Genomic DNA, 25,918 nt, shown 5'->3' on the forward strand with positions numbered 1-25,918 from the left:
TATGAGGAGATAAAAGATGCGTTTTGCGATAACCTGTATTGATAGAATCGGGGTGGCTAAAGAAGTTCTGGATTTATTGGCTAAAGAGCAAATTAATTTAGAAGGGATTGAACTAAAAAAGATAGATCAAAATGGGATTATTTATCTGAAATTTGAAAAAATTGCCAATTTTCAAATTGATTATCTTAGCGATAAATTGCGCAGGATTGATGGCGTAAAGGCGGTGACGAAATTGGATTATTTGCCTTATGAGCGTAAAACCATAGAACTTAATGCGTTGTTTGAAGCTCTTCCTCACCCTATCTTATCCATTGACTTTTCAGGAAAAATAGAATTTGCTAATCAGCACGCCACCCAATTATTGTTACCTTATCTACAAGAAAAAAAGCCTAGAGTCAGCTCACTACAAAATCAATTTTTGCTTGATGCTATTCCAGCATTACAACAGGCAAGTTGGTATCAATCATTTTTAAAACAGTTAAAACAACATTCCACACCATTGGCAATTTCTCATCATATTCAGCTGGACGAACAGCATTGGCGTTTTGATTTATTGCCGTTAACACTGGCAGAAAATGAACAGCGATTTATTGGTAGTGTGGTTACATTACAATCTTTCGATATGTTGCGTATCGATGCTCAACAATTCAATATTTATCACAGCAATACTTTTGATGAGGTGGTGGCAAAAAGTAAAAGAATGGCAGAAATGGTTTCGATGGCAAAAAAATTCGCTTTTTCTGATGCACCATTATTGATTCAAGGTGAAACTGGAACAGGAAAGGAATTTATTGCTAAAGCGTGCCATCAATTAGGTAATCGACGTGATCAACAGTTTATTGCGGTAAATTGTGCAGGATTACCTCCGGAAGACACAGAAGCGGAAATGTTTGGTTATAACACTAATGGTCATAAAACCATTGGTTTTTTTGAGTATGCTAATCAAGGCACGGTGTTGTTGGATAATATTGCTGAACTCTCTTTGCCGATGCAGGCTAAATTATTACGCTTTTTGAATGATGGTTCTTTTCGCCGAGTAGGTGAGGAACAGGAACATTATGTTAATGTGCGTGTTATTTGTACTACTCAGGAACCTTTATTTTCATATGTAGAACAGGGAAAACTACGAGAAGATCTTTATCATCGTTTAAATGTGCTGACATTAAATATTCCACCTTTACGAGAACGACAAGAGGATATTCCTCTGTTAGTACAGCAGTTTGTGAAACAGATTTCTGCTCGTTTAGGGATACCTCAGCCGTACTATGATAATGATTTTATTACATTTTTGCAGAAACACGTTTGGTCAGGTAATGTTCGTGAATTGTATAATGCTTTATATCGTGCTTGTTCATTGGTAGAGAATGGAAAGTTAACCATTAGTGGCTTGCATTTGCAACAGCAATGGTGTTCTCAGTTTAATCTTGAACAGTTACAAGGCGCAACGTTGGAAGAGATGTTGGGATATTTTGAAGCAGCAATTTTGCAGAAATTCTATGCCGAATATCCAAGCACGCGAAAATTGGCACAACATTTAGGTATTTCACATACTGCGGTGGCTAATAAATTACGTCACTATGGAATTACAAAATAAAATCTTTATAGATTAAATAGTTACATTCAATTTTTTTAAATTTATAACAGTATGACGGCAAAATGTGCTACAATCACCGGTCAAATTTTTAAATTATTATTCGGGTAACTGGCTTATACCCACTTTTTAGCGGAGGAATAAATGACGATAGCAGCCAATAGACGCTCAATTATGACACTTTTTACCGACAAAAACGATATTTACTGTCACCAAGTGAAAATTGTGTTGGCTGAAAAAGGTGTCGCCTATGAAACTGAAAATATCGAGCCGGGAGAAATTTCAGAAGATTTATTGGAACTGAATCCAACCGGAAGTTTGCCGACATTAGTGGATAGAGATTTAGTTTTATTTAATTCTAGAATTATTATGGAATATTTAGATGAGCGCTTCCCTCACCCACCTTTGATGCCGGTATATCCGGTTGCAAGAGCAGAGTGCCGTTTGTTAATGCAACGTATTGAAAATGACTGGTATCCTGTTTTTGCGAAAGCAGTGGATGAAAACAATCCAGATTCGATGTCTGCTCGCAAACAGCTACGTGAAGAATTATTAGCAGTTGCACCGATATTCACTCAATATGAATATTTTATGAGCAATGAATTCAGTTTAGTTGATTGCTATTTAGCACCTTTATTATGGCGAATTCAATTATTAGGAATTGAGTTCAGCGGTGCCGGTAGTAAAGCTATTAAAAATTATATGAATAAAGTGTTTTCACGTGATAGCTTTGCTAAATCATTAGGTAATAGTAGTGCGTTAAATATTATGGATGACAAATAAGGATAAATAATGACAGTATTAGCACCGAAACGTCCTTATCTGCTAAGAGCTTATTTTGATTGGTTAGTCGATAATGAGCTTACGCCTTATTTAGTTGTGAATGCCGATTATCCAAATGTTGATGTGCCGGTTGAATATGTAAGAGATGGTCAGATTGTGCTGAATTTATCACCAAATGCAGTAGGTAATCTTTCACTTGGTAATGAAGAAATTCGTTTTAGTGCCAGATTTAATGGAGTTATTCGGCATATTGTGATTCCATTGGGTGCAGCGTTAGCAATTTATGCGCGTGAAAATGGCGATGGTGTGATGTTTGAAGAGGAAGAAGCGTATGAAATCGCTGAAATCAATGATGATCAGCCGAACGGTTTTACCGATATTGTAGACACGCCACCTGACGAAAATAAAGAGAAGTCTAAAGAACAAAGCCAAGCGCAGAAAAAAACTTCTCATCTTAGAATTCTAGATTAATCCTCCATTGTGCCGCACCTGATGCGGCACTTTTTTATTTTAATTTTCTTTTTTCGATCCTGATCGCAAAAACAAGCACTATTTTGATCATTGTTATTAGAAACAATTAATCTCATTCAAAAAAGTGTTTTGGATTTTTGTAATGTCTAAATATCAACCGGGATTTACTTTGATTGAATTGTTAGTCGTGATCTTTATTCTCTCTTTGTCGTTGTTATGGGTTGCACCTGATTGGCGTAATATTCAGCAACAATTTCTACTTTATGTGGAACAGAATCGATTGCAACGCTATTTGGCATTGGTACAACAACGTATAAACCATTCTTTGGAGAGCTGGCAGTTAATAGCCAATAAATCATCACATAATTGGTGTTTAATTGCACAGCCAAAAAGTACAACAATTTGTAATTGTTTATATTTACAAGGCTGTGAGAAATATCAAGAAAGATTAGTCTATATGCCATATTCACCGGAAAGAGTTACTTTTATTGCTAAAGATTATTATCCAAAAGAGTTGACTACGTTTAAACCGGAACGTAATACGATGAAAAAGAAGTGTTTTCTATTGCAGGCAGGGCAGCAAAGAATATTGTTTAAATATAGTGGCATTGGTGAGGTAAGAATCAATGAAAACATATCAGAGAGTGCCTGTTTACAATATGAGTATGAAGATTAAGCATAAAACCTATTTTGTCGGGGCAACACTGCCTGAAATGTTAATTGTATTGATGATCTCGATGTTAATTGTATCCTTCTTAGTTTCATTGTTGATGAGAATTCATCAATATCGCCAGCAACAACAGCAGCAGTTACAACTGCAAAATCAAGTACATAAAGCGTTGCAGCTGATGAGTAAAGATTTACGCCGTGCCGGCTATCACGCTGTGAAACAGGAAAATAACCTCGCATTGTTTCAGATAGATGGTAAGAGTATTCAATTAAATCAGGAAAAATCCAGTTATTATCAATGTGTTATGTTTTTTTATGATCTAAATATGGATGGTTGTATAGGTAGTCAACGGAAAAATCAAGCTTGTATTGAAAATGGACGCAATAGCAGTACCAAATTGAACGAAGAACTGTTCGGTTATCGTTATGGCAATAATAATATTGAAATGTTGTTGATGGAAAAAAATAGTTTTGTCGAAGAATGTCGTGCTGAGGAGTGCCAACGACATCTTAATAATTCGGCTTGTACTGCTAAACGTTGGTATAAATTGTTGCCGGAAAGTTATGTAGTGGAAACGTTGAAATTTCATTGGTTAGCAGAGAAAAAAGGGATTCAGATAACGTTAAAAGTATATTTAAATGAGCAAAAACAGATCACCTATCAAGCCACCGCATTAGTGCCATTACTCAATGAGGTACAAAATGCAGCATTACCATAGTGGTTATCTCAATTTATTAACCTTGTTATTTATTAACGCTATTGTGCTGTTATTGTTGTTGGTGGCAGAAGATGATTTATCACTTTATCATCAAAATCTATCAATAAGACAAGATTATGCCTTGCAACAAGCACAGTTATATCAACAGTATCAACAACAATATTCTGTTTTTTGTCAGTCTAATCATATAGATAGTTTAAATTATACTGAAAGATTAACCGCAGAAAAATATAAATTTGGTAGTGGAATAAACCATTTTATTGATTGTGAGTTACAACAGATTTTTGTTCAGGAACCGAAAAAAAATTTAAATTCGCCATTAAAAAAATATTTCAATATCAACTATCCGTTCTCTACATCATCGATGGAACCCACTTCAGCTGTGCAGCCGCAAATATGGAAAGTGGAGCAGAATGTAATTACCTTAGAACAGGATTTTTATGGTGTGATTGTTGCTCTCAATGATGTAGAAATTTTAGGAAAAGGCACTATTTTTGGTGCAATTATTTATGAAAGAGAATTGCGTTATGGTGAAAATATTAAAATTGTATTTGATGCAGAGATTATCCGGAAGTTATCAAAACGATATTCAAGTTGGAAAATGAGGGGTGGTTGGCGTGATTTTGATGCAATATAATTTGAAGGGTGGCACTATTATTAGCGTATTGACGGCGTTGATTTTTTTGTCACTGTTATTGTTATCAGTGCAGCATTGGATTAATCGGCAGCAACATCAAACAGCAATATTGTGGCAAGCGACACAGGCTTTGCAAATTGCTGAAAACCAATGGAATTTAAGAGTAATCGGTGAAAATTGTGAAAAAAACGTGCAACAAAATGGCATTATTTTTAATATTCAATGTAGTGGTAATCAGGTGGTTGTGCATTATCCGCTAGGAAAAATTGTGTTGTAAGATTGTTAATAATCAAATGAAATTCTGTATAATATCGGCTCATTTTTATGGGGGATTTATGGTAGAAACTTTTCAAGAAATTGATGCACAAACTGCGTGGCAACTGGTTCAGGAGCGTAAGGCGTTTCTAGTTGATGTACGAGATATACAGCGGTTTGCATATAGTCATCCGCAAGGTGCGTTTCACTTGACAAATCAAAGTTATGGTGAATTTTGCCAACGATGTGATTTTGAAGATCCGATAGTAATCATTTGTTATCACGGTAACAGCAGCCGTAATGTAGCACAATTTTTAGTCGAGCAAGGTTTTGATGAGGTTTATAGTGTTCGTGGCGGTTTCGATGCTTGGTGCAAAGCGGAGTTACCAATAGAGTCGGGCTTGTGAATCTAAAGATCATATTTAAAAGTATGTGAAATTGAACATAATAATGAACAACTTGATTCTGAAAGAAGTTAATTTTGATTGATATTGTACTATTTAGAGGGGATTACCCCCTTGTTTTTTTATAATTATTGGTAGATGAATTTATGAAAATTGCACTCATTGTAGGAAGTTTAAGCAAGCGATCATTAAATCGTCATATTGCAAATCAAATTCTGAAATTTGCACCAGAGAATGTTGAAATTGAAGAGATTGATATTAGTAATTTTCCCTTGTATAGCCAGGATTTAGATGAAATAGACATTCCATCCTATAATCGTATGAGAGAACAGATAAAGTGTGCCGATGCTATTCTAATTGCGTCTCCAGAACATAATCGAACCATTCCTGCCGCATTAAAAAATGTGATTGATATTGCTACTCGCCCTTATGGAAAAAATATGTGGATAAATAAAAAGGTTGCTATTATAACAGCCTCTCCAGGGGTTTATGGTGGTATTAATGCCGGTTTGGATCTGCGAAAAGTGCTGACTTTTGTTGGTGCCAATGTTTTATCTCAACCAGAAGTTTATTTGAGTAAAGCAAGTTTTGATCTAGATGAACGTACTACTAATTTCTTAAAACAGTTTGCGGAACACTTTTTTCAGTGGGTAGAAAATAAATGAGTATTGATAAATTTTTGGCTAAAACTAAAGATGTTGGCGGTATTCCTGTCGCTCGTCTTTTGCCTCAACATAAGCATAGAACCGTAGGAGCGTGGTGTTTTCTTGATCACGCTGGCCCAGCAACATTTAGTCAAGAAAATAAAGGAATGCAGGTTGGTTTGCATCCTCATACTAATTTGCAAACATTCACTTGGATGTTGGAAGGAGAAGTGTGGCATCAGGATAGTCTAGGTAATCGCCAATTAATTCGTCCGAAACAGGTAAATTTGATGACCGCCGGAACCGGTAATCATCGTGGTATCAGCCATACGGAACAGACGCCATCCGGTGTCAAAAATCTGCACGCGGTGCAGTTATGGATTGCTTTGCCGATGGATAAAGAGATCGAGCCTAATTTTGAGCATTATCCGCAGTTGCCGGAATGGTCGGATCAGGGTATTGATTACATTTTGACAACCGGTAGTTATCAAGGTCATCAAGCACCGACTAGTCAATTTAGTCCGTTAGTGGGTGTTGATATGCGTTTTCAACAGGCTCAAACATTTGAAATTGAGCGTCAGGATAAATTTGAATATGCCATTTTAGTGATAAACGGCACAATTAAAATTAATGGAGAGAGCTATGCCAAGGATGAAATTGCGATTTTATCTGATTGCACATCTGCTCAGAGAGAATTAAAGATGTGGGCAGAGCAGGGAACGCATATTATGTTATTGGGCGGTGAGCCGTTGTCGCATCCAACAGTGATTTGGTGGAATTTTGTTGCCGATAATGTGCAGGATCTGGAACAGGCAGTTAATGATTGGAATAACCATCATCCTCGATTTGGTTCGATTGATTTGCAAGGGACGGAGTTATCGCGCCTTGTCGCCCCAGCAATTCCAGCAGGATTAAAAAGATAATTCATTGGAATTATCAATCGATTAAGATACGAAAGAATTGAAATGCATAAGGGTACAGATCAGAGAAAAGTACCCTTATATTTTTATTGGTAATTAAAAATGATCCCCAAAGAGGCAAGAAATTTTTGTTCTTGTTGAAGATCGTTATTTAACAGTGGATTATTTTTAAGATAACGATTCGGAAAAGTTAATTGCCACTGTTGAGCGTTTTTGTTTTGTAATCTAATTTCCGTCTGTTCCGTTGCTTGCCGTGCTTTATTAAAAATAACGGCTAAACGTAATAATAAAATCAGCGATATTACATCGTCATTGTTGTAACGATAACAGTCTGGGATATCGGCAATACGGAAAATTCCGGTATGAAAACGTGCTAAAATCGCTAATAAACGTTGTTGTTCATTATCAAAACCGGGCAATTCGGTGTTTTGTAAAATATAGGCAGAATGTTTTTGTACATTGCGATGGTTAATGACAATACCAACTTCGTGAGTTAATGCGGAATAGTATAAAATTTGTTTCATTTCTTCGCTGTATTGTGTGTCTTTCCATAATTTAAACTGTTTTGCCAACATCTGTGCAGTTTGTGCAACTCGCTGTGCCTGTTGCCGATCCAGATTAAATTGTTGGTTCAAGCTGTTTACCGTACGTTCACGAATATTACCAACACGGAATTTATCTTCAAAATTGTACATTACGCCTTCACGTACTGCGCCATCCGAATAACGCATACTTTTTATTTGGAATGTTTCAAATAGTGCTACTAAAATTGCCAGTCCCGGCACAAAGACATCAATGCGATTGTGATGTAATCCTGGCAAATGCAGTTGTGTAAAATGAGTTACTTTGAGGGTACGTTCGATTAGATCATTAAGACGATTAAGGGTGATTAGCCCATCTTTAAAATGCAGAGCCAATAGAACTTCACTGACGGTTTTTATTGTACCGGATGAACCGAGAGTTGATTCCCAGCCAAGTTGACGATATTCCCAAGCGAGATCTTCAATTTTTTCTAAAGCGCATTGTTTAGCCTGTTGAAAACGTTGTTTACTGATAACGCCGTCTTTGAAAAAACGTTTAGCAAAGCTGACGCAACCCATATGACGACTTTCGGCAATTAACGGTGTGAAGTCGTCACCGATTACCATTTCCGTAGAACCGCCACCAATATCTATAACCAGTTTTCGACCTTTTTCTGGTTGGGTATGTGATACGCCAGCGTAAATTAATTTTGCTTCCTGTTGACCAGAAATAATATTGATTTTATAAGGGAAAACCCTCGCTGCTTTCTGCAAGAACTGATCACTGTTTAATGCTCGACGTAAAGTATAAGTGCCGATAACTTGTACATTTTCCTCAGGAAATCCCTGTAAACGTTCAGAGAAAAGTGCTAAACAAGCAATACCACGATCTATTGCTGACTGACTAAGGATTTGATTTTGATCGAGTCCTTCGGCTAATTGTACTTTTTGTTTAAGACGAGAGAGTATCTGGATTGAACCGTTCACAATACGGGCAACAATCATATGAAAACTGTTTGATCCAAGATCGACGACAGCAATTTCTTTCATAGTAACTATCCTTTAACGTTCAAATTGATATAAGAGATCAACAGCTTGAGATGTCCCTGATACGGATTGTAAATATAATTTCGGTAATAAGCGATAGCGAAGTGTTAATTCAGCTAATGGTTCAAATAATCCTACACCATATTTTACCTGTAAACGAGGTGTCAAATAACCACTAACTACAACTTGTGATTGATCTCCTAGACCTTGTGTTTCCAAGTTTAAATTACGGATACCGAATGTCTCGCCGATCTGCCCAACAATTTTTCCGGTTTTGGATAAACTCATACTGATTAATGCAGCACCTAGCGAAGCTCCTGAGTTCCCACCGTCAGAAGAGAGCGATCTACCTGTGAGTAAATAGGAAAGAGCATTATCTTGTGACATTGCGGGTTCGGAGAACACTTGAATGGTAGGCGATTCTGCTAAACCAGTAACACGAATGCCTGCAGTAATATTACTATTTTCCATTGCGGTTGGGTTACGAATTGCCTCAATATTTAAAGTTGGTTGTGATGGTAATCCAGAGAAGATAATTTCACCTTTACGCACGAGCAAATCTTGTCCATAAGAAGCAAAACGCCCGTTCAGTAATTTAATTTGACCATAAAGACCGAGCTGGTTGTCTTGTTGACGTAAATTCAGTACACCATCTAAACGGCTTTTTAAGCCATAAGCTTTTATTAAAACGCGTTCTCCTAAACTGATATTAATATTAGTGGATAAAAATGCATTTGTTTTTTGATTGAAACTATTTAAACGCTGATCCGCAGAAAGTTTAGGTTTCTGTTCTAAAATCACTTCATCGTTGCTAACTGTAATCGCACTTTCCGGTAATTGTTCAATGTCAATATTAGCTTGAGGTATATCGATTTTGCCTTCAATATTCAAGTGTTGTGGTTGCGCGTGCAGATGAATATCGGGAACTACGGTCAATTTTGCGATTTCTGGAATATTGAGTGACAGTCCGTCGGATTTCGCACTTAAATTAGCTTGCCAGTGATCTAACATTTGCCAACTGCTATCGCCTTTTAAGTGCAATGTACCCTCTTGAGTGATGATTTCACCCTTCATTGTTGAATGGCTACCGTTAAAATTCAGATTGGCAAAACCATCCTTGATATTAAACGGTAATGCAGGCATAGAACTTGTTAATTGAGTCAATGCTAGTTTGCCGTGTAATTGTGGTGAGGAAGTTGTTCCTGCCAAATTTAAATCGGCATTAATTTTGCCGTCAAGCTGATCTCCAGAATTTAACAGTTGTTTAATTAATGCTAATTGTAACGCCTTAAATTGCACTTTTCCGGCTAATTTTTTACTATCCAAAAGATCGGTTAAAGTGAGTTCAGTTCTAATTTCTCCGTTATTGCGAATTTTTATATCACTGTTAAGTTTTAAATTGTTATCTTTGAGAGTACTTTGTAGTGATATTCTGTCTAAATTCAATTCAAAACGGCGATAATCCAGTTTTTGCACTAATGATAAATTATTACTCTCTAAGTTAATTTTGGCATCGAGTGGCTTATTCTGATACCAATTTACCTCACCATCGAGATTAAAACGAGAGTTAAGCTGTGTGTTGTCGCTAAGAAATTGTTTTAGAAAGCGTAAATCCGCTTGTTGCAATTTAAATGGAATATGTCCGTTCGTACCTGCGGTAAATATTTCTGGGAAACAGAGTGGCAAACTGATGTTATTCCAACAATGTGCGGAAATAGTCGCCTGCTGTTTTTGATGGAGGTAATCAATATTAATAGTTTTATCGGCATTGAATTGTCCGATGAGCGTGTCGATTCTGCCGTTTTTGAGATTGGCTTGCCAACGTCCTGCATTGCGGTCAAAACTTCCGTGTACATCAATATCTAATGCTGCTGGTTTACCTTGAGAGCGTAAATTGAGCTGATGATTTTTTTCATCACCTTGGGCGTTGAGTTGTAATTGTGTGAATTGGGTTGTATCACTCAGTTTAAATTGAGCCAATTTTAAGGCAAGATTACCGCGAATATTTTGTTGATCACTTTGTATTTTTCCTTTGATATCTGCATTTTGCAGCAAAAATGTGCCAAATTTGATCTTTGCTATGTCAAGATCAATATCTAGCTCCGGTTGATGAATATCACCGTTAATCTGTATTTCACCTTGTGCTGCAAGTTCTAAACCACGATAGAGTCCACTAAAATTAGGTGCATTAAGTGTTAAATCAAATTGTGAATCTTGTGCTAACTTGCCTTTTAAAATGAGATGATTTTGTCCGTAGTCAAATTGAAATCCTTTGCTGAAAAGAGGTGTTTGATTGCTTAGGGCAAGATCGCCTTGAATTTTAATTGGGTGGTTATTCGCACTGCCGGTTAGATTGATAACAGGAATATCCACTTGCCAGCCTTGAGCATCGACTTTGCCTGAAGAAGCCAACTCGCCGGAGAGGGTTGCCAACCAATCTACACTGTGAAAATAGCGATAAACATTAAGGTTTTTTAATTGCAACCGGCTATCCCAAGTGACCTCATTTTGCCAAGAGGTGTAACCTTGTAAATCAACACTGCCGCCTAAACCGGACAGATGTGCGGATTGGATACGAAAATCACCAATCGATCCCTCACCGTTTAATTCCAGATCAACCGTTGGCGAATGCATTCCTTCAACGTTACCTTGTAAATTCGCTTGATAGTGCAATAGATCACCTACAACATTCAATTTTGTTTTCACTAAACGGATCTGATCGGTTGCTGGATTTTCACTTTTACTTAAGAATAGTGGATATTTTGCCTGTTGAATCGCTAAATCCAAGTTAAACGGTGTTTTTGCTGCGGTTAATTCAAGCTGTGATGATAGCGTAGCATCCACCACGCCGCTAATGCTGGTGTTAATGTTGGTTTTAGCGTACAGTTCACCGTTGGCAGTGACAGTTAAATGGCTGTTTGGAAATGTGTGTTGTTCACCTTTTTCATCGAGGATTTTTTGTTGATGAAATTCTCCTTTCAGCGTGAATTGAAGCGGATAATTATCACGCCATTGTAGCTGCCCCTGACCATCAAGATCGACAATAGTGCTGCGTAAATAGAGCTTAGTTAAATTGAATTGTTGATCATCGCTGTTTGCTTTCAACACTAATTCACTGAGTTTCTGTTCTGATAAATTTTTTCCTTTGGTATTTTGTTGGCGATAAAGCCAATTCTGGGCGGAAATGATATCGATTTCAACACTAAAAGGCAGTTTTAGTGTTTGCTTTTTATCCAATAATGGTTGATTTAAAGATTGTTTTAACGCTTGCCAATCCATTGGTTTTTCAACTTCTTTTTCTTGTGTTGGTTTATCTGTAACATCAAGTTGTTCCAATTTTTGCAAAAGCTGATTTTCCACTGTTTCGATAACGCTTAAACCATTGATTCTTGTCGGCAACAGATGAAAATGCTTATTTCTGTCTGTTTGTAAGCCGGTAGAAAAATGATCGAGAGTGATCAAACGATTATCGATTTTAAGCGTAAGTTGATTGATCTCAATTTGTGGCAAATTTAAGCTAATCGGCATTGTAAAACCTCTATTGGATTGATTGTCATCCGATTCGCTCGGTGGTAACAATGCCGTATCAATCGTAATTTGTGGCTGTTGTAGGCTGAATTGATTAATGCAAATCGTCATTTGCCATAAACATTGTGGTGTAAGTTGTAACTGCGTTTTTGGCAGGATAAGTATAATGCCGTCAGTATGATAAGTAAGATTAGATAGTGTTAATCCTTGTTTTAAATTCCCTTTTACTTCAGTAATTTGTATTTGTTCTATTTTCTGATCAAGCAGTGTGAGTAGTTTGTGTTGCAAGGTTTCACTATTTAGCAATGAGATAATCGTGGTAAACAGTAAAATTATAAGCACACATAGGCTGATTGCAGACCATTTGATAATCTTCTTGGATGTTTTTTTCTTTATCGCAATTGAAGCAGTTTGTGCGTTGTCAGTAGCTTGTTCTGTTTCGGGATTTTTTGGATTATCTGTCACAATTCTGCTCCTATACCAATGTAAAATTGGATATTTTTACTATCGTCTTTATCATTAATTGGGGTAGCAATATCGAATTTTACCGCACCGATGGGGGAATTCCAACGCACACCAATGCCTGTTCCTTTACGTAAATCATTGAAAGCAAAACGATCGGAAGCAAAACCGGTGTCATAAAAAATAGCTGCCCACCACTTTGGTTTCACCTGATATTGATACTCTAGGCTGGCGGTAAAAAGGCGATTTGCGCCTGTTAATTCACCATTTTTATCTTTCGGTGAAATTTTATGATAACCATAACCGCGGATACTTCTGTCACCGCCTGCAAAAAAACGTAGTGCCGGTGGAATTTTGTCAAATTGATTGGTTGAGAGATAACCAATTTCTGCTCGAGTTAAAAAACGATGATTTTCTGCATAAGTTCGAATCCAAGAAGTGGAGGCAATAGCGGAATAAAAATTGACATCTGAGCCTACTGCTTTATTCCCCCAATTAAGCGTGATTTTCTGTGCATCTCCCCAATAAGGAAATAATCCCCCACGAACACGGGTACGGTTAAAACCGGCAGTTGGATAAATTAATACTGTGCGGTTGGAAACATTCGCTTGGGTAAAGTTATCATAACGAGCTCTTACGCCGAAAGAATTTTGCCAACCTGTCTCTCTGTTCCAATAGCGAAGAATGGCTAAGGTTAAACCGGAGGTATCAGTGTCGTTTTTCTTTTCTTCTTCATAACCGGTAGAAATTTCATAATAATAGTTAAGCGGTTGTTTTAATAAGGGAATTTTATAGGTTGCTTCAATGGTTTTTTTAGGATCGGAGATATAGAAATTGGAAGAAAAACTTTGTCCACGACTATTAATCCAAGGTTTGTTCCAACCGAACTGTAAACGAGGACCAACATCGGTACTGTAACCGATCCCGATTTCATAACTATTTTTTAGGCGGGGTTGAACTAAAACATCAAGATCGACTTTTTTATTTTGTTTATCAATATTAGGCTGAACTAAAACAGATTTAAACCAGTTGCTGGCAGAGAGGTCTGTACTTAATTCAGAAAGATCATTGATTAAATAAGGATCTCCACTTTGAATAGCAAGAATATTATGCAAATAATCGTCTCTAATTTGTGAACCTTGAAAACGAATTTTACCGTAATGGTAACGTTTACCACTGTCGAAGGTAAGTTGCCAATAGGCTTCGTGAGCAGAAGGTAGGATCGCTAAACGATGCGTTAAAAATTGGTAATCGAAAAAACCTTTAGCAAGAGCTACTTTTTCTAATTCCCCTTTATAGTCATCATAAACGCCTTGATTAAGGACGCTACCTAATTTAGGAACCTGTTTTTGTAATGCAAGAAAATTCTCATCTTTTCTCGCATCACCCAATAGATGTACCTGAATTTCGGCAATTTTAACAGGTTCATCTAACATAACGGTAGCAATTAGAATATCCTGTTTAGCATTAGGCTGTGGCACAAATTGATAATCAATTTTGCTGTTAAAATAACCAACAGCACGTAATGCCTCATCAATCGTTTTACTTGCCAAATAATAATAACGATCTGAATTTTCCACAGGGATAGTTTTTAGTGAAGAGAGATGTACCATCACATTATTATAGGCGGTTTTATTTTTGATACCTTCCACTTTTAAGGTCATCGGCTTATCGGCAAAAGCAGATAGGGCGGCAAATAAAATTGTAAGAGAGAAAGATATTTTTTGCCATTTCATCATTACCGAACCTCTGGATTATTGTTCACTATCGAAATTAATTTCTTACTATTAGTATCATTAAATGAAAATTTAAAAATAGCGTAAACGGTAACAATATATGACTGAATTTTCAAGAATTAAACCTAATTTTACTGCGGAATTCCTCGTAAATTTTCTTGAAAATAGAATGGTGGCTTTGATGTTGGTGCAGGAATATCACTAAACCAGAAATTAAATGGCTGTAGTAATTGGGGAGATTGTTGCCAAAGTTGGCTGATCTTGATTAATTCAATGTCTGCTGGAAGATGGGATAACTGTTGCTGTAACACGGCAATAGTATTTTTTCTAGGGTGTCCGATAACAATAGCGGTTTGATGTTTTCTTGCATATTGAATGGCTCGTTGGAATTGGCGCTGTATATTGTCATATTCATTATTATCATCAAGAAAAATATTACGCTCTAACGCACTAACACCATATTGTTTGGCAATTTTGACAGCAACACTATTACCTATGGTTTTACTGTCCAGAAATGATAATCCTCTTTGCGCTAACTGTTGCATTAGCATATGCATTAAACCGCTATCGGAAGTGGCGGCACTTCCCATATGATTATTCATTCCGATAGCGTTGGGAATAATATTTTGTGCTAAATCAATACGATATGAAACTTGGGATGGTGTTAGCCCAAGCACTAAGCCATTGGCTTCTAGTTTTATATTGCTTTTAGCTTGCATTGGCATATGTATTAAAGTATCACGACCTTGCTGATGAGCCTGTTTTGCACGTTGTTGTGCATAAGGTGCGGAAGGGATAATAGCAACATTGACGGCTAAAGGTAGTGCAAAAATAGCATTGTCCTCGTGCTGACGATAACCAATATCATCGATCACAATAGCTAATTGAGCAGCATTAGGTGACAAACTGAACAGCATTAATAACGCAAGAAGACATTTTATGCAATATTTCACTGTTAACTCCGCTATTACTTTAACCAATGTGATGGATTTACTGGTTCACCCTGACGGCGAATTTCAAAGTAGAGTGCTGCACGACCGTCTTCATTTTGCCCAACTTGAGCAATAGTTTCACCGGCACTGACCACATCGCCATTTCGGACTTGCAATGTACTGTTATAACCGTAGATGCTCATATCACCTCGACCGTGATCAATCACAATGACCAAACCATAACCTTGAAGACGATTAGCTAAAATCACTTTGCCCGGAGCAATGGCTCTCACATTTGCACCACGATTGGCTTGAATAACAATGCCTTTCCAGCGGATTTCTCCCATTTGAATTGAGCCGTAGCGGTTACTTACTCGTCCGGAAACCGGCATTATATATTGACGGCGTGCCGCTCCGAGACCATTTCCTCTCCCAACCAACTGTTGCTCTTTTTCTGTCGGTTTATAAGTTTGATGTTCCTGTTCCGCTTTTTTCTGTTTTTTCTGTAAAGAGACCAGTTCCTGTTGTTCTCGTTGTTTAGCAGCTCGTTCCGCCGCAGCGATTTCTTGGCGTAGTCGGTTTTCGTTCTCTTTTAATTGCGTTAATTTATTTTGATTGGCGGTTAGGCTGCGATTTAATTTGGCTAATGTGGATTGGTGTTCGTTCTTAACTTGCTGTAATGAACGCTGTTGCTGGCGTTGCTTGTTAATTTCCTGTTGTTGCTGTTGTTGCTGTTCTTTAACTAGCTGTTGTTGCTGCTTTAGCTGTTCTTGAGTCTGTTTAAGATCCTGAATCAATGCGATTTTTTGTTGATTAATGTACTTCACATAGGTATTCATTCGATCACTGTCGCGTGCTTCTTGAGAGAACATTTTCTCAATTTCGTGTTGTTGTAAATTTTTACGGTAAGCAGAATCAAGCAAATGTGCCAACTGTTGCTTTTGTTCGCGTTCTTGTTGTTGTAATCGGCGAATTTGTTTTTGCCCGTTTTGAATATTGCGTTGAATTGTTTTTAGTTCATCTCTACTTTGTTGCAGTTGATCACTAATTTTTTCAATCTTTTGTTGTTGATATTTTAGTTGTGACTGTAACTGGCTTTTTTCTTGCTGTTGCTGAGCAATCTTTTGTTCTTGTTGTTTTATTTGTTGCTGAATTGATGCAAGATCATTTACTGCATAGCTGATATTGCTGTTCATTAGTAATAATGAACACAATATTAGGTGGCATAAAGACTGAACAGTAAAACGGGTATTGAACATAATCCAAACAATGATAATGATAAAAAACAGAATAATTTGGTGTTATTTTAGAATTTTTTTTGTTAAAGATCAGCAATTCTAATAAAAGCGAAGCCGTTCTATTTTAAAAGTAATCAAATTTTGTTATAAAGAGCGCAGTTTTTTGATCTAATTTTTAGGAGAATCATTATGCAATTAGTGTTTATTCGTCATGGTTTAAGTGAATGGAATGCATTGAATCTTTTCACCGGCTGGCGTGATGTTAATTTAAGTGAAAAGGGAGTTGAAGAAGCAAAAGCAGCAGGACGTAAATTAAAAGAAGCTGGTTTTGAATTTGACATCGCATTTACTTCTGTATTAACTCGTGCAATTAAAACTTGTAATCTTGTTTTGGAAGAATCTAATCAGTTATGGGTTCCACAAATTAAAACTTGGCGTTTAAATGAACGTCACTATGGTGGTTTACAAGGCTTAAATAAGAAAGAAGCTGCGGAAGAGTTTGGTGATGAACAGGTTCACATTTGGCGTCGTTCTTATGATGTACTGCCGCCTGAATTAGCAAAAGATGATCCTAATTCAGCACATAATGACCGCCGTTATAAACATTTGCCGGCGGATGTAGTGCCTGATTGTGAAAATTTAAAAGTAACTTTAGATCGTGTGTTACCTTTCTGGGAAGATCAAATTGCACCAGCATTATTATCCGGTAAAAAAGTATTGGTTGCGGCTCACGGTAACTCACTTCGCGCTTTGGCGAAACACATAGAAGGTATTTCTGATGAAGGCATTATGGATTTAGAGATCCCAACTGGACAGCCTTTAGTTTATGAATTAAGCGATGATTTGAAAGTAATTAAAAAATATTATCTTTAATGCTTAATTAAAAGAAATAGGCACTTTTCTGCATAATGTAGAGAAGTGCTTTATTTTTGTTGAGATTTTTTCCGGAAAAATGATGTTTCGATTGTTTAATTCTATAGAGTAAGGTTATACTTATTCAACTTTTTAACCATTAATAAGATAAGAGATCAAAATAAATGGAAGAATTTATGCCGAAGGCAATAGCGTTTGCCTCTCAACATACGGTGATGGTTATTGCGTGGATTGTCGTATTTATCGGGACAATTTATGTTTTTGTAAAAAGTGCTGTTTCTGGTGCAAAAGAGATTGATCAAGCGACTTTGTCACAATTAGTTAATAAACAGAATGCCGTTATTATTGATTTACGTAGTATTGAAGAGTTTTTGCGTGGTCATATCGCAGGCAGTCAAAATGTGTTACCAAGCGATATTAAACAGCATAATCTTGGTAAATTGGAGCAGTACAAAGAGCAACCGGTCATTGTTGTTTGTGCTTCAGGAATGACTTCACGCGGTTCAGCAGAGCAGTTGTATAAACAAGGTTTTAAGCAGGTTTATTCATTAAAAGAGGGAATCCAAGGTTGGCGAGCAGCGAATTTACCTCTTGTTAAAAAAAGTTAATTAGATAAAAAAGGAAATTAGTGATGGCAGAAGAAAATAAAACAGCAGAACAAGGTTCAGAACAACAAGCACAACCAATGTTGCAGATTCAACGCATTTATGTAAAAGATGTCTCATTTGAAGCACCGAATTTACCTCATTTATTCCAACAGGAATGGAAACCGGTCTTAAAATTTGATTTGGATACAGAAACAAATGTATTAGCAGAAAATCTTTATGAAGTGGTACTTAATGTTTCTATTGAAACCAAACTGGAAGGTACTGATACTGTTGCCTTTATTTGTGAAGCAAAACAGGCTGGTATTTTCGCCATCAGCGGTTTAGAAGAGATGCAGTTAGCTCACGCATTAACTTCACAATGTCCGAATATGTTGTTTCCATATGTTCGAGAATTAGTTTCAAATTTAGTTAATCGAGGCACATTCCCTGCATTAAATTTGGCACCGGTTAATTTTGATGCTTTATTTGTTGAATATTTGCAACGTCAACAAGCAGCGCAGGCGGAGACTGCCCAAGAACAAAAAACGGAAACTGTTATGGGGTACTGATTAATTTTGCATAAAGTAAAAAGAAAAAATTTGGGTCGGAAAAGTTAGGTGAAGGCTTGTGTTTATTGAGGTTATGGTGGTTGGTGGTGTAGTTTTATGCAAAATAAAAAGGAAATGAATTTGAGCAGAAATGAGCGAAAAATGCGTTATTTTTTGCATAAAGTGATCCACATTTAAAAACGTTTTAATCTGTTTTTAAAAAACGTGTGATCACTTTTAAAGTTTAAAAATCCCGATATCCTCTCACAACTTGTCCAATAATCATTAAAGCATCTATATCCTCTAAAGTTAAAGTAATTGGCGGATATGTTGGATTGTCGCTGATTAGTTTAATACCATTAAAATCAAAATGGATTTTTTTGACCCACATAGATCCTTGATGATTTATTACAAAAATTTTTCCTTCTTGTAGCCGTTTTTGTGCCATATTAACGATAATGTCTTCATTATCTTTAAGAGTTGGATACATACTATCTCCACTAACTCTAAACATAGCTAAATCATCTGCTTTAAAACCTCTATATTTCAGCCATGATGTTTCAATGGTTGTATAGTCTGGGTTATCTATTTCGTCATTAAAACGTCCAAAACCTGCCGAAACAAGCACATTACGATAATCAATAATATATGAATTATCAGCATATAAATTGAGTTCTGTTTTTTCAGATTCATTTTTAACTGTTTTTTCTGGTTCTGTTCCTAATGCTAACCATTCAATGCTGACGCCTGCATATTTAGATAAAGTTATTAAGTTATCCAATGTAGGTTGGCTTATATCTGATAAATAATTATGTAATGTGCTATATGAAATATTTACTTCTTTAGCAAATGAACGACCGCTCCTATTACCGATCAGTTGTTTTAATCTTTCGCTAAATTTTGTTCCTGAATGTTCCTTTTTAAAAGGATCATTATCCATTTTTACCTCAACCTGATCCTTTTGTTGCTCTGATTGGGCTGACATAGTTTTTACCCTCTTAATTAATTTCCTTAAAAAGGAACAAAATTTTATTGACTTGTTCCTTTTTCTGATCAATAATTTTATTACAGTGAATAACACTCTTGTATTATTACAAGTAATAGCAGTTTAGGTTATCAGAAAAAGGAACAAATGCAATGAATAATGACTGGAAACGAATAGATATTATCTATGCATTAAATAAGAAAGGAACAAATTTAGCTAGACTTTCAAGAGAAGCTGGGCTGAATTCACGCACATTAAATAATGCTCTTGATCGTCGTTATCCTAAAGGCGAGCGAATTATTGCCGAAGCGATTGGAGTTGAACCAAAAGATATTTGGCCATCACGTTATCCAACACAAGCTATCTAATTACGGGGGATATATGTGGCTAACAGTATCTGAATTTGTTAATTGTCCAGAATTTCCTAGTACGCCTAGAGGATGTCGAATTGCTTTAGATAAATTAGCAAAAGAAAATCCTGATATAAGACGAAAAAAGCAAGGAACAAAAGCATTTGAATACAATATCAATGCATTTCCAGAAGAGTTAAAAATTGTTGTTAAAACTTATATAGCAAAGAAATTTTTAAATAAAAGTGAAAACGTTAGCTTATCTAATATAGATACATCTAACTTAGAAAATCTAACAGAAGAACAACGGAATATTGCTGATGCAAGAATGGCTATTATTGCCTATGTACAGCAACTAGAACAATTACAACCACGTTATAAAGCAATTAAGTATTTTTGTAATCAAGCAAAGAATAATGGTTTGCCTGAACACGTACAAAGTCTAATTAAGGTAGCTAATGCTCGTAATAAGAACGGAAAAAGTGAGAGAACCTTATCAGAAAGAACCCTTAATCAATGGGTACTTGATTACGAAAAATGTAAAACCCCAGCCGAAAGATTACAACGTCTTGCTCCTCTGCAAAGACGTGAAAGAGATATTAATGAGTTGACTTGGTTGCCACACTTTTTAGCAGTGTATCGCAACACGAACGGCGTCAATATTGCCGAAGCCTATGCTCAATATATCTCGCAAGCAGCGGAACATTATGAAGATCAACCTTATATGCTTGAAATTTTGCCATCGCTCTCTGCTGTAAGACGTGGATTGAAAAAACTTAATCCGTATATGCGAGCGATTGGACGTAAAACCGGTGCGGAATTACGTGCATTAAACACTTACGTGAAACGTGATTGGTCGGTGCTAAGAGCCAATGATGTCTGGGTAGGCGATGGACATAGTATGAAAATGAGGGTCGCTCACCCTGATCACGGTCGCCCGTTTATTCCTGAATTAACCTTAGTAATGGATACCGCAAGTCGCTTTGTCGTTGGTTGGTCGGTATCACTTGTCGAAAACTGTTTAGCGGTGGCGGACGCAATCCGCTACGGAGTCGAAAAACACGGTATCCCGGCGATTTATTATTCCGATAACGGTGGTGGCGAAAAAAACTGGATGCTGGATGCGGATATTACAGGAATTTTACCGAGATTAGGGATTAATCACCAAACCGGTATCCCCGGTAATCCACAAGCACGAGGGATTATTGAACGGGTAAACCAAACCTTAGCATTACGCATTGCTCGCCAATTTGCCACTTACCACGGCACAGGTGCAGACCGTGAAACCGTGCGTAAAACCTCAACAGCGGTGATTAGCCTTGATAAGGCAATGCGAGCAAATAAAACCGAGTTGACAGATAAACAAAAGTGGGCAAAAGGCAAACTGCCAACGTGGCAACAGTTTATTGATGCGGTGCAAATTGGGGTTGATTGGTACAACAACGAGCATATCCACCGTGAAATCGGGATGACGCCCGCTCGTAAACGCCAACAGCTATTAAATAATGACGACATTATTAGAGTTACCCCAATCGAGGCTCGCGATATGTTTAGACCGCAAGTGTTGCGTGTTGCTCAACGTGGCTGGGTGTCGCTCTTTAACAATGATTACTTTAGTCAAAAATTGCTGGATGTGGACGGCGAAAAAGTGGTGGTGGCGTTTGATATCCACGATGCCAACAGTGTGATTATCCGCAAACAAGACGGCACTTATCTCTGTGATGCCGTCTGGAACGGTAACAAACGTGCCGCATTTGCTGAAGCCTTTGTCGATAAAGCTCGCCAAGCACGTCATCAACGCCGAATGAAACTCAAACAGGAGCAGGTGGATGAAATTAATGCAGAACTTAATCCTGTTATCAGTATAGAGCACAAAGAAAGTGCGGACTGGTTACATCAAATCAGGGTGAAAGGATCATCAGAGTGGGAAGAGGTAGAAGAAATCGCCGTGTTCCCAAGCGAAATGAAACGTCAACAGCAAAAAATAAAGGCAGGTTAAAAATGAAAGAACAATTACAACACTATATGCAGACACACGGGCTAACGCAGGGGCAAATTGCGAAAGCCATTGGTAAATCCATCACTACCGTCAGCCAGTATTTAAAAGGTAATTACAACGGCAAAACCGAAGACATAGATGATGCGGTAGCCCGCTTGTTGCAACGTGAAAAAGATAAGGTGGTGGAACGCCGTTTTAATGGGGAATTTGTCAACACTTATGCCGCAGAACGTTGTTTAGATGCCATCTACATTGCCCACGCAGAAAATGATGTTGCGGTGATTACAGGGGCAGCAGGCTTAGGCAAAACCCAAGCGTTAAAACATTATGTGGCACGCAACCCCGAAACCATTTTTGTTGAAGTTGAGCCAAGTTACAGCCCGAAAGTGTTACTTAAAAATCTATGTCAGCAGTTGGGACTAAACGAAAACGGACTAAACCACGAACTCTTTACCCGTATCATCGAAAAACTTGGTGAAAACCGCTTAATTATTGTGGACGAAGCGGAACTATTAAGCACCAAAAGTTTGGAATATTTACGTCGTATCCACGATTTAACTAAGTGTGGTGTGGTGTTGGCGGGAATGCCGAGACTGATCGTGAACCTCAAAGGGAAATATGGTGAGTTAGCCCAGTTATATAGCCGTGCGGGCGTACATTGCGATTTACAAAACGCCCTAGATAAGGAAGACATCGCCTTACTTGCTCAACAAGGCTTAGGCACAGACGAATTTAACGACTTACTTTACAAAGTAAGCAAAGGCAACGCCAGACGCTTAAACAAGCTAATGCGAGGGGTGATTCGCGTAGCAGAAATGCACGGCAAGCCGATTAGCGAAGCATTGATTAACCGTTATGCAGAAATGTTGATTAATTAATACCAGAGGAGAAAGAAAATGGCAAGAGCAGACATTATTGATACCGCTTATGCGTTACGCCGTGAGGGTGTGGAGATTGTGAAATCAAAAGATGGGCGTTTTCCGAGTTTTTTAATTTTACGCCCAAGCCAACGCTTAATAGCAAATGCAACGCAGATTGTGGAAAAAATTAATGGGCAACGCCGTGAGCGGTTTGTAACTCAAGTCGGCAACTGTATGGTGTATTGGTTTTGAGGTGAAAAATGGCACGCCGTCAAAAAATTTATGCCGTCTACAAAGGAGAGCAAAATTTAGCAGACGGCACAGCGGATGAATTGGCACAAAAACTGGGGGTGAAACGTAATTTTATCTACAAAATCAACAACAAACATTACTTAGCGAAATATAGCGACAAAAACACAAGATTAATTGCAATCAAAATTGAGGATTAAAAATGCAGGAAAACATCAAAAAAATTTACCGCAGTAACAAAAAATTATTTGAACGGCATTGTTATTTATTTGCAATAAAAGCAGCAAATTCCCCAGAGGCGCTAGTTGAGGCGCTTACAGAAGGTATACACCATTTTGAAGTGAAGAAATTTACCGGCTGGGTAGAAGTGAGAGCGGTATTAAATAACCAAATGACAGTAACAAAAAACGAGGAGAAAAGAAGATGGCAGTAAAAACCAGACTAAAAAGCGACACCGTGCGCTACACAACGCGTGAAGAAGTCGAAACCGCGATTAAAGAAGTGGGTGATTTACAGCGTGAATTACAACGTGTTGCCACTCATCAAAATGATGAACTGGCGGCAATTACCGAAAAATACGCACCACAAATTGCCGATTTACAGGCGCAAATCAAGCCATTGCAAAAAGCGATTGAAATTTGGTGTGAAGCCAATCGTGCTGAACTCACCAACAACGGCAAAACAAAAACGGGCTCGTTTAATACTGGGGAAGTCCAATGGCGACAACGTCCACCAAGTGTATTAATTCGCAAAGCGGAAGATGTCTTAGAACGTTTACGACAATTAGGCTTAACTCGTTTTATCAGGACGAAAGAAGAACCGAACAAAGAAGCAATGTTGGCAGAAGCCGAATTGGCGGCAACAGTAACCGGCATCACCATTAAAAAAGGCGTGGAAGATTTTGTCATTACACCGTTTGAACAGGGGGTGAAATAAATGGATATAAATATCTTAATTTTTTTGATTGGGATTTTAGTTTTGATTGGTTGGATCTGTTGGTTAACAACGAAATTATAAAGCCCTTTTCAACACGCTTTAAAGCCGATTTAAGGCGTGTTTATAAAGTGTTTTAACTACAAAACAGGAGCAAAAAAAATGAAAAACCAAGCCTACTATGACTACGCCGAACAGGCGGCAGAATTGGAGAAAAAGCAACAATACCACGATGCTGCACTGCATTGGCAACTTGCCTCCGGCAAGGCAAAAAAAGAGATCAACTGCGAATATGCCACTGAACGCAGCAAATTTTGCAACAGAATGGCAGTGCGACCATTTAGTCGAGGTGAACAATGACAACACAAAAACAAAACGAGCTGGTATTAAAGCTCAATGTGATGATCGGACAGCTCCAACAAGCAATGCAAGCGATTAACACAGGCAACTATATCGCCGCAGGCGTGTATCTGGATCTGGTGCAAAATCAACTGCCAAAAACAAGATGGCAAGTACGGGGGTAAAAATGGAATATAGATATTTTAAAGGTAACTTAAACGCAGAGCCACTAAAAACGCTGAATGAAGATTGGTTAAAACGATTTGAAGAACGTAATAAAAAATTAAAAGCGATTTTTGACACAATGCCTTTTTATGATGGTTGGTATGGGGGCGAAGAATTTATCAGTGGGATTGTTTGCAATAGCGACAATCCACACCTTGAGCAATTAAAGCAAACCAAAGGCTATAAATTAACATTGAGTGATAGTCAGGATAAATACATTGTTAGACCAGATAAGCGATATAAGATTGGAAAAGAGCTAGATAAAGCAATTTACAATGTCTATCAAATCTTACGGCAATATCCTCCTTTTAAAAAATTTATCACAGAATGCCTAGATATAAACAGAATGGTGCTTGATGGGCGAATTGGTTACTTCTCATCAGCGGGCGTTTGTGGAGAGGTGCTTTTAGTTTGCATTCCGGTAAAAGGTCAGGGATGTTCGGGTGATGATTTTCCTGCTGTGCCAGATAGCTTAACTGAAATCAAAGAAAGTGAATTTTTGGCTATTCAGGGAAAATAAGGGGTAAAAATGAAAATAACAGATGATGAGATTTTAGCGTATATCTGGGATGAAACACTAGGTAGGGTTGCTCGAAATGCAGTTATACACTATATGGGGCATAAGCTAGGCACTTATGATATTAACGCATTAAGAGATGATGATTTTGAACGGTTCTCATTGTTACATCGCACTAACCTTTATGCTGGTGCGACATTAAGTAAAAGCCAATTTAGAGTACGCCTTAACCAACTGATTAATCAAGGAAGAATATTACCTAGATTAGGCAAAGATAGTAAAGCTTTTGTGATCAACGCAGATGTCAAAGCCGTTGTAATCAGTGCAATTACATTTTGGCAAAATGCAGGGCTACCATTTGATTATACCGATGAAACAAGAACTTGTAAGAGAACAATCCCCACTGAAAGCATTAATGTCTTTAATTTAACCACAGCGTGTTATCGATTACTTAGATGCGAATATCCAATTTATCAAATGAAAGGGGAATAAAAATGAAATCCTTTACCTTAGTTTTAACGGCAACCTTTGATTTTCGTGATGATGAGACAGCTGAAATAGGTATTCAGTGGTCTATCGAGCAAGGGAAAATGTTATCAGAAGCACCCAAAGAGCTAAATTTTACGATTAGGAAATTGATGAAAGATTGCATTTACGCATTGTCTATTTTATCCCATTTTTTTGAGAAGTTTAGCCAAGAGATGCAACCCGTTACGGCTACTGCAAGCGTGAAGTTTGAAGGGGAAAATGAGGACTATCAACTGGCTTTTTCCGCGTCAGAAAAAAACGAAGCAAACGAATATATCCAAGGATTGCTTTTTGGATTGCTAACACAGAGAAATGAACTTTTGCGAAAGATAAAGTTATTGGAAAAGGAATTGTATTAACGCTCATAA

At 37.5% G+C, this 25,918-nt stretch carries 31 protein-coding genes and 1 pseudogene; 26 read left to right on the top strand and 6 right to left on the bottom strand.

Annotated features, from left to right (window positions below; translation table 11 throughout):
* Positions 1 to 16: 16 nt before the first annotated feature.
* The 11 genes and pseudogenes from ACXPAV_RS11220 to ACXPAV_RS11270 form a co-directional block, all read left to right on the top strand.
* Positions 17 to 214 (top strand): annotated as a pseudogene (locus tag ACXPAV_RS11220) (ACT domain-containing protein); the annotation flags it as partial.
* A gap of 408 nt (positions 215 to 622) precedes the next feature.
* Positions 623 to 1,594 carry a sigma 54-interacting transcriptional regulator gene (locus tag ACXPAV_RS11225; protein ID WP_458004431.1) on the top strand — a complete coding sequence of 324 codons (972 nt, stop codon included), beginning with the start codon at positions 623 to 625 and terminating at the stop codon, positions 1,592 to 1,594.
* A 141-nt stretch (positions 1,595 to 1,735) separates the two neighbouring features.
* Positions 1,736 to 2,374: a stringent starvation protein SspA gene (sspA, locus tag ACXPAV_RS11230; RefSeq protein ID WP_039173354.1), complete on the top strand. Its 639-nt coding sequence runs from the start codon at positions 1,736 to 1,738 to the stop codon at positions 2,372 to 2,374.
* Positions 2,375 to 2,383: 9 nt separating this feature from the next.
* A complete protein-coding gene (locus tag ACXPAV_RS11235; protein WP_039173356.1) occupies positions 2,384 to 2,845 on the top strand; it encodes a ClpXP protease specificity-enhancing factor in 462 nt (153 codons plus the stop codon).
* A 142-nt stretch (positions 2,846 to 2,987) separates the two neighbouring features.
* Positions 2,988 to 3,521 carry a pilus assembly FimT family protein gene (locus ACXPAV_RS11240; RefSeq protein ID WP_458003508.1) on the top strand — a complete coding sequence of 178 codons (534 nt, stop codon included), beginning with the start codon at positions 2,988 to 2,990 and terminating at the stop codon, positions 3,519 to 3,521.
* On the top strand, positions 3,472 to 4,233 hold the full coding sequence (locus tag ACXPAV_RS11245) for a PulJ/GspJ family protein (protein ID WP_458003509.1): 762 nt from the start codon (positions 3,472 to 3,474) through the stop codon (positions 4,231 to 4,233). Before ACXPAV_RS11240 ends, ACXPAV_RS11245 begins: the two co-directional genes overlap by 50 nt.
* Positions 4,217 to 4,870: a DUF2572 family protein gene (locus ACXPAV_RS11250; protein WP_458003510.1), complete on the top strand. Its 654-nt coding sequence runs from the start codon at positions 4,217 to 4,219 to the stop codon at positions 4,868 to 4,870. The genes ACXPAV_RS11245 and ACXPAV_RS11250 overlap by 17 nt, the downstream gene beginning before the upstream one ends.
* Entirely contained in the window at positions 4,860 to 5,147 is a 288-nt protein-coding gene (locus ACXPAV_RS11255; RefSeq protein ID WP_234702164.1) for a DUF5374 domain-containing protein, read from the top strand. Before ACXPAV_RS11250 ends, ACXPAV_RS11255 begins: the two co-directional genes overlap by 11 nt.
* Before the next feature lie 58 nt (positions 5,148 to 5,205).
* Positions 5,206 to 5,532, top strand: coding sequence for a thiosulfate sulfurtransferase GlpE (gene glpE / locus ACXPAV_RS11260; RefSeq protein WP_039173366.1), 327 nt, complete (start codon positions 5,206 to 5,208; stop codon positions 5,530 to 5,532).
* 143 nt (positions 5,533 to 5,675) lie between these two features.
* Positions 5,676 to 6,194 carry an NADPH-dependent FMN reductase gene (locus ACXPAV_RS11265; RefSeq protein ID WP_458003511.1) on the top strand — a complete coding sequence of 173 codons (519 nt, stop codon included), beginning with the start codon at positions 5,676 to 5,678 and terminating at the stop codon, positions 6,192 to 6,194.
* A complete protein-coding gene (locus ACXPAV_RS11270) occupies positions 6,191 to 7,096 on the top strand; it encodes a pirin family protein (RefSeq protein ID WP_458003512.1) in 906 nt (301 codons plus the stop codon). The genes ACXPAV_RS11265 and ACXPAV_RS11270 overlap by 4 nt, the downstream gene beginning before the upstream one ends.
* Positions 7,097 to 7,179: 83 nt before the next feature.
* Here the strand turns inward: ACXPAV_RS11270 and ppx are convergent, their stop codons facing one another.
* From ppx to envC, 5 genes are all read right to left on the bottom strand, one after another.
* Positions 7,180 to 8,664 (bottom strand): exopolyphosphatase, encoded by a 1,485-nt coding sequence (ppx, locus tag ACXPAV_RS11275; protein WP_458003513.1) that lies wholly within the window; start codon positions 8,662 to 8,664, stop codon positions 7,180 to 7,182.
* 12 nt (positions 8,665 to 8,676) lie between these two features.
* Positions 8,677 to 12,654 (bottom strand): autotransporter assembly complex protein TamB, encoded by a 3,978-nt coding sequence (tamB, locus tag ACXPAV_RS11280; protein WP_458003514.1) that lies wholly within the window; start codon positions 12,652 to 12,654, stop codon positions 8,677 to 8,679.
* The gene (gene tamA / locus ACXPAV_RS11285; protein ID WP_458003515.1) at positions 12,651 to 14,390 is read right to left on the bottom strand and encodes an autotransporter assembly complex protein TamA; all 1,740 of its coding nucleotides are present in this window, start codon (positions 14,388 to 14,390) and stop codon (positions 12,651 to 12,653) included. The genes tamB and tamA overlap by 4 nt, the downstream gene beginning before the upstream one ends.
* Before the next feature lie 128 nt (positions 14,391 to 14,518).
* A complete protein-coding gene (locus tag ACXPAV_RS11290; protein ID WP_335797419.1) occupies positions 14,519 to 15,340 on the bottom strand; it encodes a divergent polysaccharide deacetylase family protein in 822 nt (273 codons plus the stop codon).
* A 14-nt stretch (positions 15,341 to 15,354) separates the two neighbouring features.
* Positions 15,355 to 16,578 carry a murein hydrolase activator EnvC gene (gene envC, locus ACXPAV_RS11295; RefSeq protein ID WP_458003516.1) on the bottom strand — a complete coding sequence of 408 codons (1,224 nt, stop codon included), beginning with the start codon at positions 16,576 to 16,578 and terminating at the stop codon, positions 15,355 to 15,357.
* Between the two features lie 168 nt (positions 16,579 to 16,746).
* Here envC and ACXPAV_RS11300 point away from each other — a divergent pair, with 168 nt between their 5' ends.
* The 3 genes from ACXPAV_RS11300 (at position 16,747) to secB (ending at position 18,586) form a co-directional block, all read left to right on the top strand.
* Positions 16,747 to 17,430, top strand: a complete 684-nt coding sequence (locus tag ACXPAV_RS11300) for a 2,3-diphosphoglycerate-dependent phosphoglycerate mutase (RefSeq protein ID WP_039094662.1) — start codon at positions 16,747 to 16,749, stop codon at positions 17,428 to 17,430.
* 164 nt (positions 17,431 to 17,594) lie between these two features.
* On the top strand, positions 17,595 to 18,038 hold the full coding sequence (locus ACXPAV_RS11305) for a rhodanese-like domain-containing protein (RefSeq protein WP_039133573.1): 444 nt from the start codon (positions 17,595 to 17,597) through the stop codon (positions 18,036 to 18,038).
* A gap of 23 nt (positions 18,039 to 18,061) precedes the next feature.
* On the top strand, positions 18,062 to 18,586 hold the full coding sequence (gene secB, locus ACXPAV_RS11310; protein ID WP_458003517.1) for a protein-export chaperone SecB: 525 nt from the start codon (positions 18,062 to 18,064) through the stop codon (positions 18,584 to 18,586).
* A gap of 223 nt (positions 18,587 to 18,809) precedes the next feature.
* Here secB and ACXPAV_RS11315 read toward each other — a convergent pair whose 3' ends face one another.
* A complete protein-coding gene (locus ACXPAV_RS11315) occupies positions 18,810 to 19,550 on the bottom strand; it encodes an XRE family transcriptional regulator (RefSeq protein WP_458003518.1) in 741 nt (246 codons plus the stop codon).
* A gap of 152 nt (positions 19,551 to 19,702) precedes the next feature.
* Here ACXPAV_RS11315 and ACXPAV_RS11320 point away from each other — a divergent pair, with 152 nt between their 5' ends.
* The 12 genes from ACXPAV_RS11320 (at position 19,703) to ACXPAV_RS11375 (ending at position 25,909) form a co-directional block, all read left to right on the top strand.
* A complete protein-coding gene (locus ACXPAV_RS11320; protein WP_458003519.1) occupies positions 19,703 to 19,918 on the top strand; it encodes a helix-turn-helix domain-containing protein in 216 nt (71 codons plus the stop codon).
* Positions 19,919 to 19,931: 13 nt separating this feature from the next.
* Positions 19,932 to 21,899: a Mu transposase C-terminal domain-containing protein gene (locus ACXPAV_RS11325; protein ID WP_458003520.1), complete on the top strand. Its 1,968-nt coding sequence runs from the start codon at positions 19,932 to 19,934 to the stop codon at positions 21,897 to 21,899.
* A 2-nt stretch (positions 21,900 to 21,901) separates the two neighbouring features.
* On the top strand, positions 21,902 to 22,777 hold the full coding sequence (locus ACXPAV_RS11330) for an AAA family ATPase (protein WP_458003521.1): 876 nt from the start codon (positions 21,902 to 21,904) through the stop codon (positions 22,775 to 22,777).
* A gap of 18 nt (positions 22,778 to 22,795) precedes the next feature.
* On the top strand, positions 22,796 to 23,011 hold the full coding sequence (locus ACXPAV_RS11335) for a hypothetical protein (RefSeq protein WP_458003522.1): 216 nt from the start codon (positions 22,796 to 22,798) through the stop codon (positions 23,009 to 23,011).
* Between the two features lie 8 nt (positions 23,012 to 23,019).
* Complete coding sequence (locus tag ACXPAV_RS11340) at positions 23,020 to 23,208, top strand: hypothetical protein (protein ID WP_039088602.1); 189 nt, start codon at positions 23,020 to 23,022, stop codon at positions 23,206 to 23,208.
* Positions 23,209 to 23,210: 2 nt separating this feature from the next.
* Positions 23,211 to 23,441 (top strand): hypothetical protein, encoded by a 231-nt coding sequence (locus tag ACXPAV_RS11345; protein WP_416107765.1) that lies wholly within the window; start codon positions 23,211 to 23,213, stop codon positions 23,439 to 23,441.
* The gene (locus tag ACXPAV_RS11350; RefSeq protein ID WP_458003523.1) at positions 23,432 to 23,944 is read left to right on the top strand and encodes a host-nuclease inhibitor Gam family protein; all 513 of its coding nucleotides are present in this window, start codon (positions 23,432 to 23,434) and stop codon (positions 23,942 to 23,944) included. The genes ACXPAV_RS11345 and ACXPAV_RS11350 overlap by 10 nt, the downstream gene beginning before the upstream one ends.
* 159 nt (positions 23,945 to 24,103) lie before the next feature.
* Positions 24,104 to 24,301 carry an ANR family transcriptional regulator gene (locus tag ACXPAV_RS11355; protein ID WP_458003524.1) on the top strand — a complete coding sequence of 66 codons (198 nt, stop codon included), beginning with the start codon at positions 24,104 to 24,106 and terminating at the stop codon, positions 24,299 to 24,301.
* Positions 24,298 to 24,465 (top strand): hypothetical protein, encoded by a 168-nt coding sequence (locus ACXPAV_RS11360; protein ID WP_458003525.1) that lies wholly within the window; start codon positions 24,298 to 24,300, stop codon positions 24,463 to 24,465. Before ACXPAV_RS11355 ends, ACXPAV_RS11360 begins: the two co-directional genes overlap by 4 nt.
* Positions 24,466 to 24,467: 2 nt before the next feature.
* Positions 24,468 to 25,025 (top strand): DUF5420 family protein, encoded by a 558-nt coding sequence (locus tag ACXPAV_RS11365; RefSeq protein ID WP_458003526.1) that lies wholly within the window; start codon positions 24,468 to 24,470, stop codon positions 25,023 to 25,025.
* Between the two features lie 9 nt (positions 25,026 to 25,034).
* Positions 25,035 to 25,514: a hypothetical protein gene (locus ACXPAV_RS11370; RefSeq protein WP_458003527.1), complete on the top strand. Its 480-nt coding sequence runs from the start codon at positions 25,035 to 25,037 to the stop codon at positions 25,512 to 25,514.
* Positions 25,515 to 25,516: 2 nt separating this feature from the next.
* On the top strand, positions 25,517 to 25,909 hold the full coding sequence (locus ACXPAV_RS11375) for a hypothetical protein (RefSeq protein ID WP_458003528.1): 393 nt from the start codon (positions 25,517 to 25,519) through the stop codon (positions 25,907 to 25,909).
* Positions 25,910 to 25,918: the final 9 nt, after the last annotated feature.

The organism is Gallibacterium sp. ZY190522 (genome assembly GCF_054166015.1).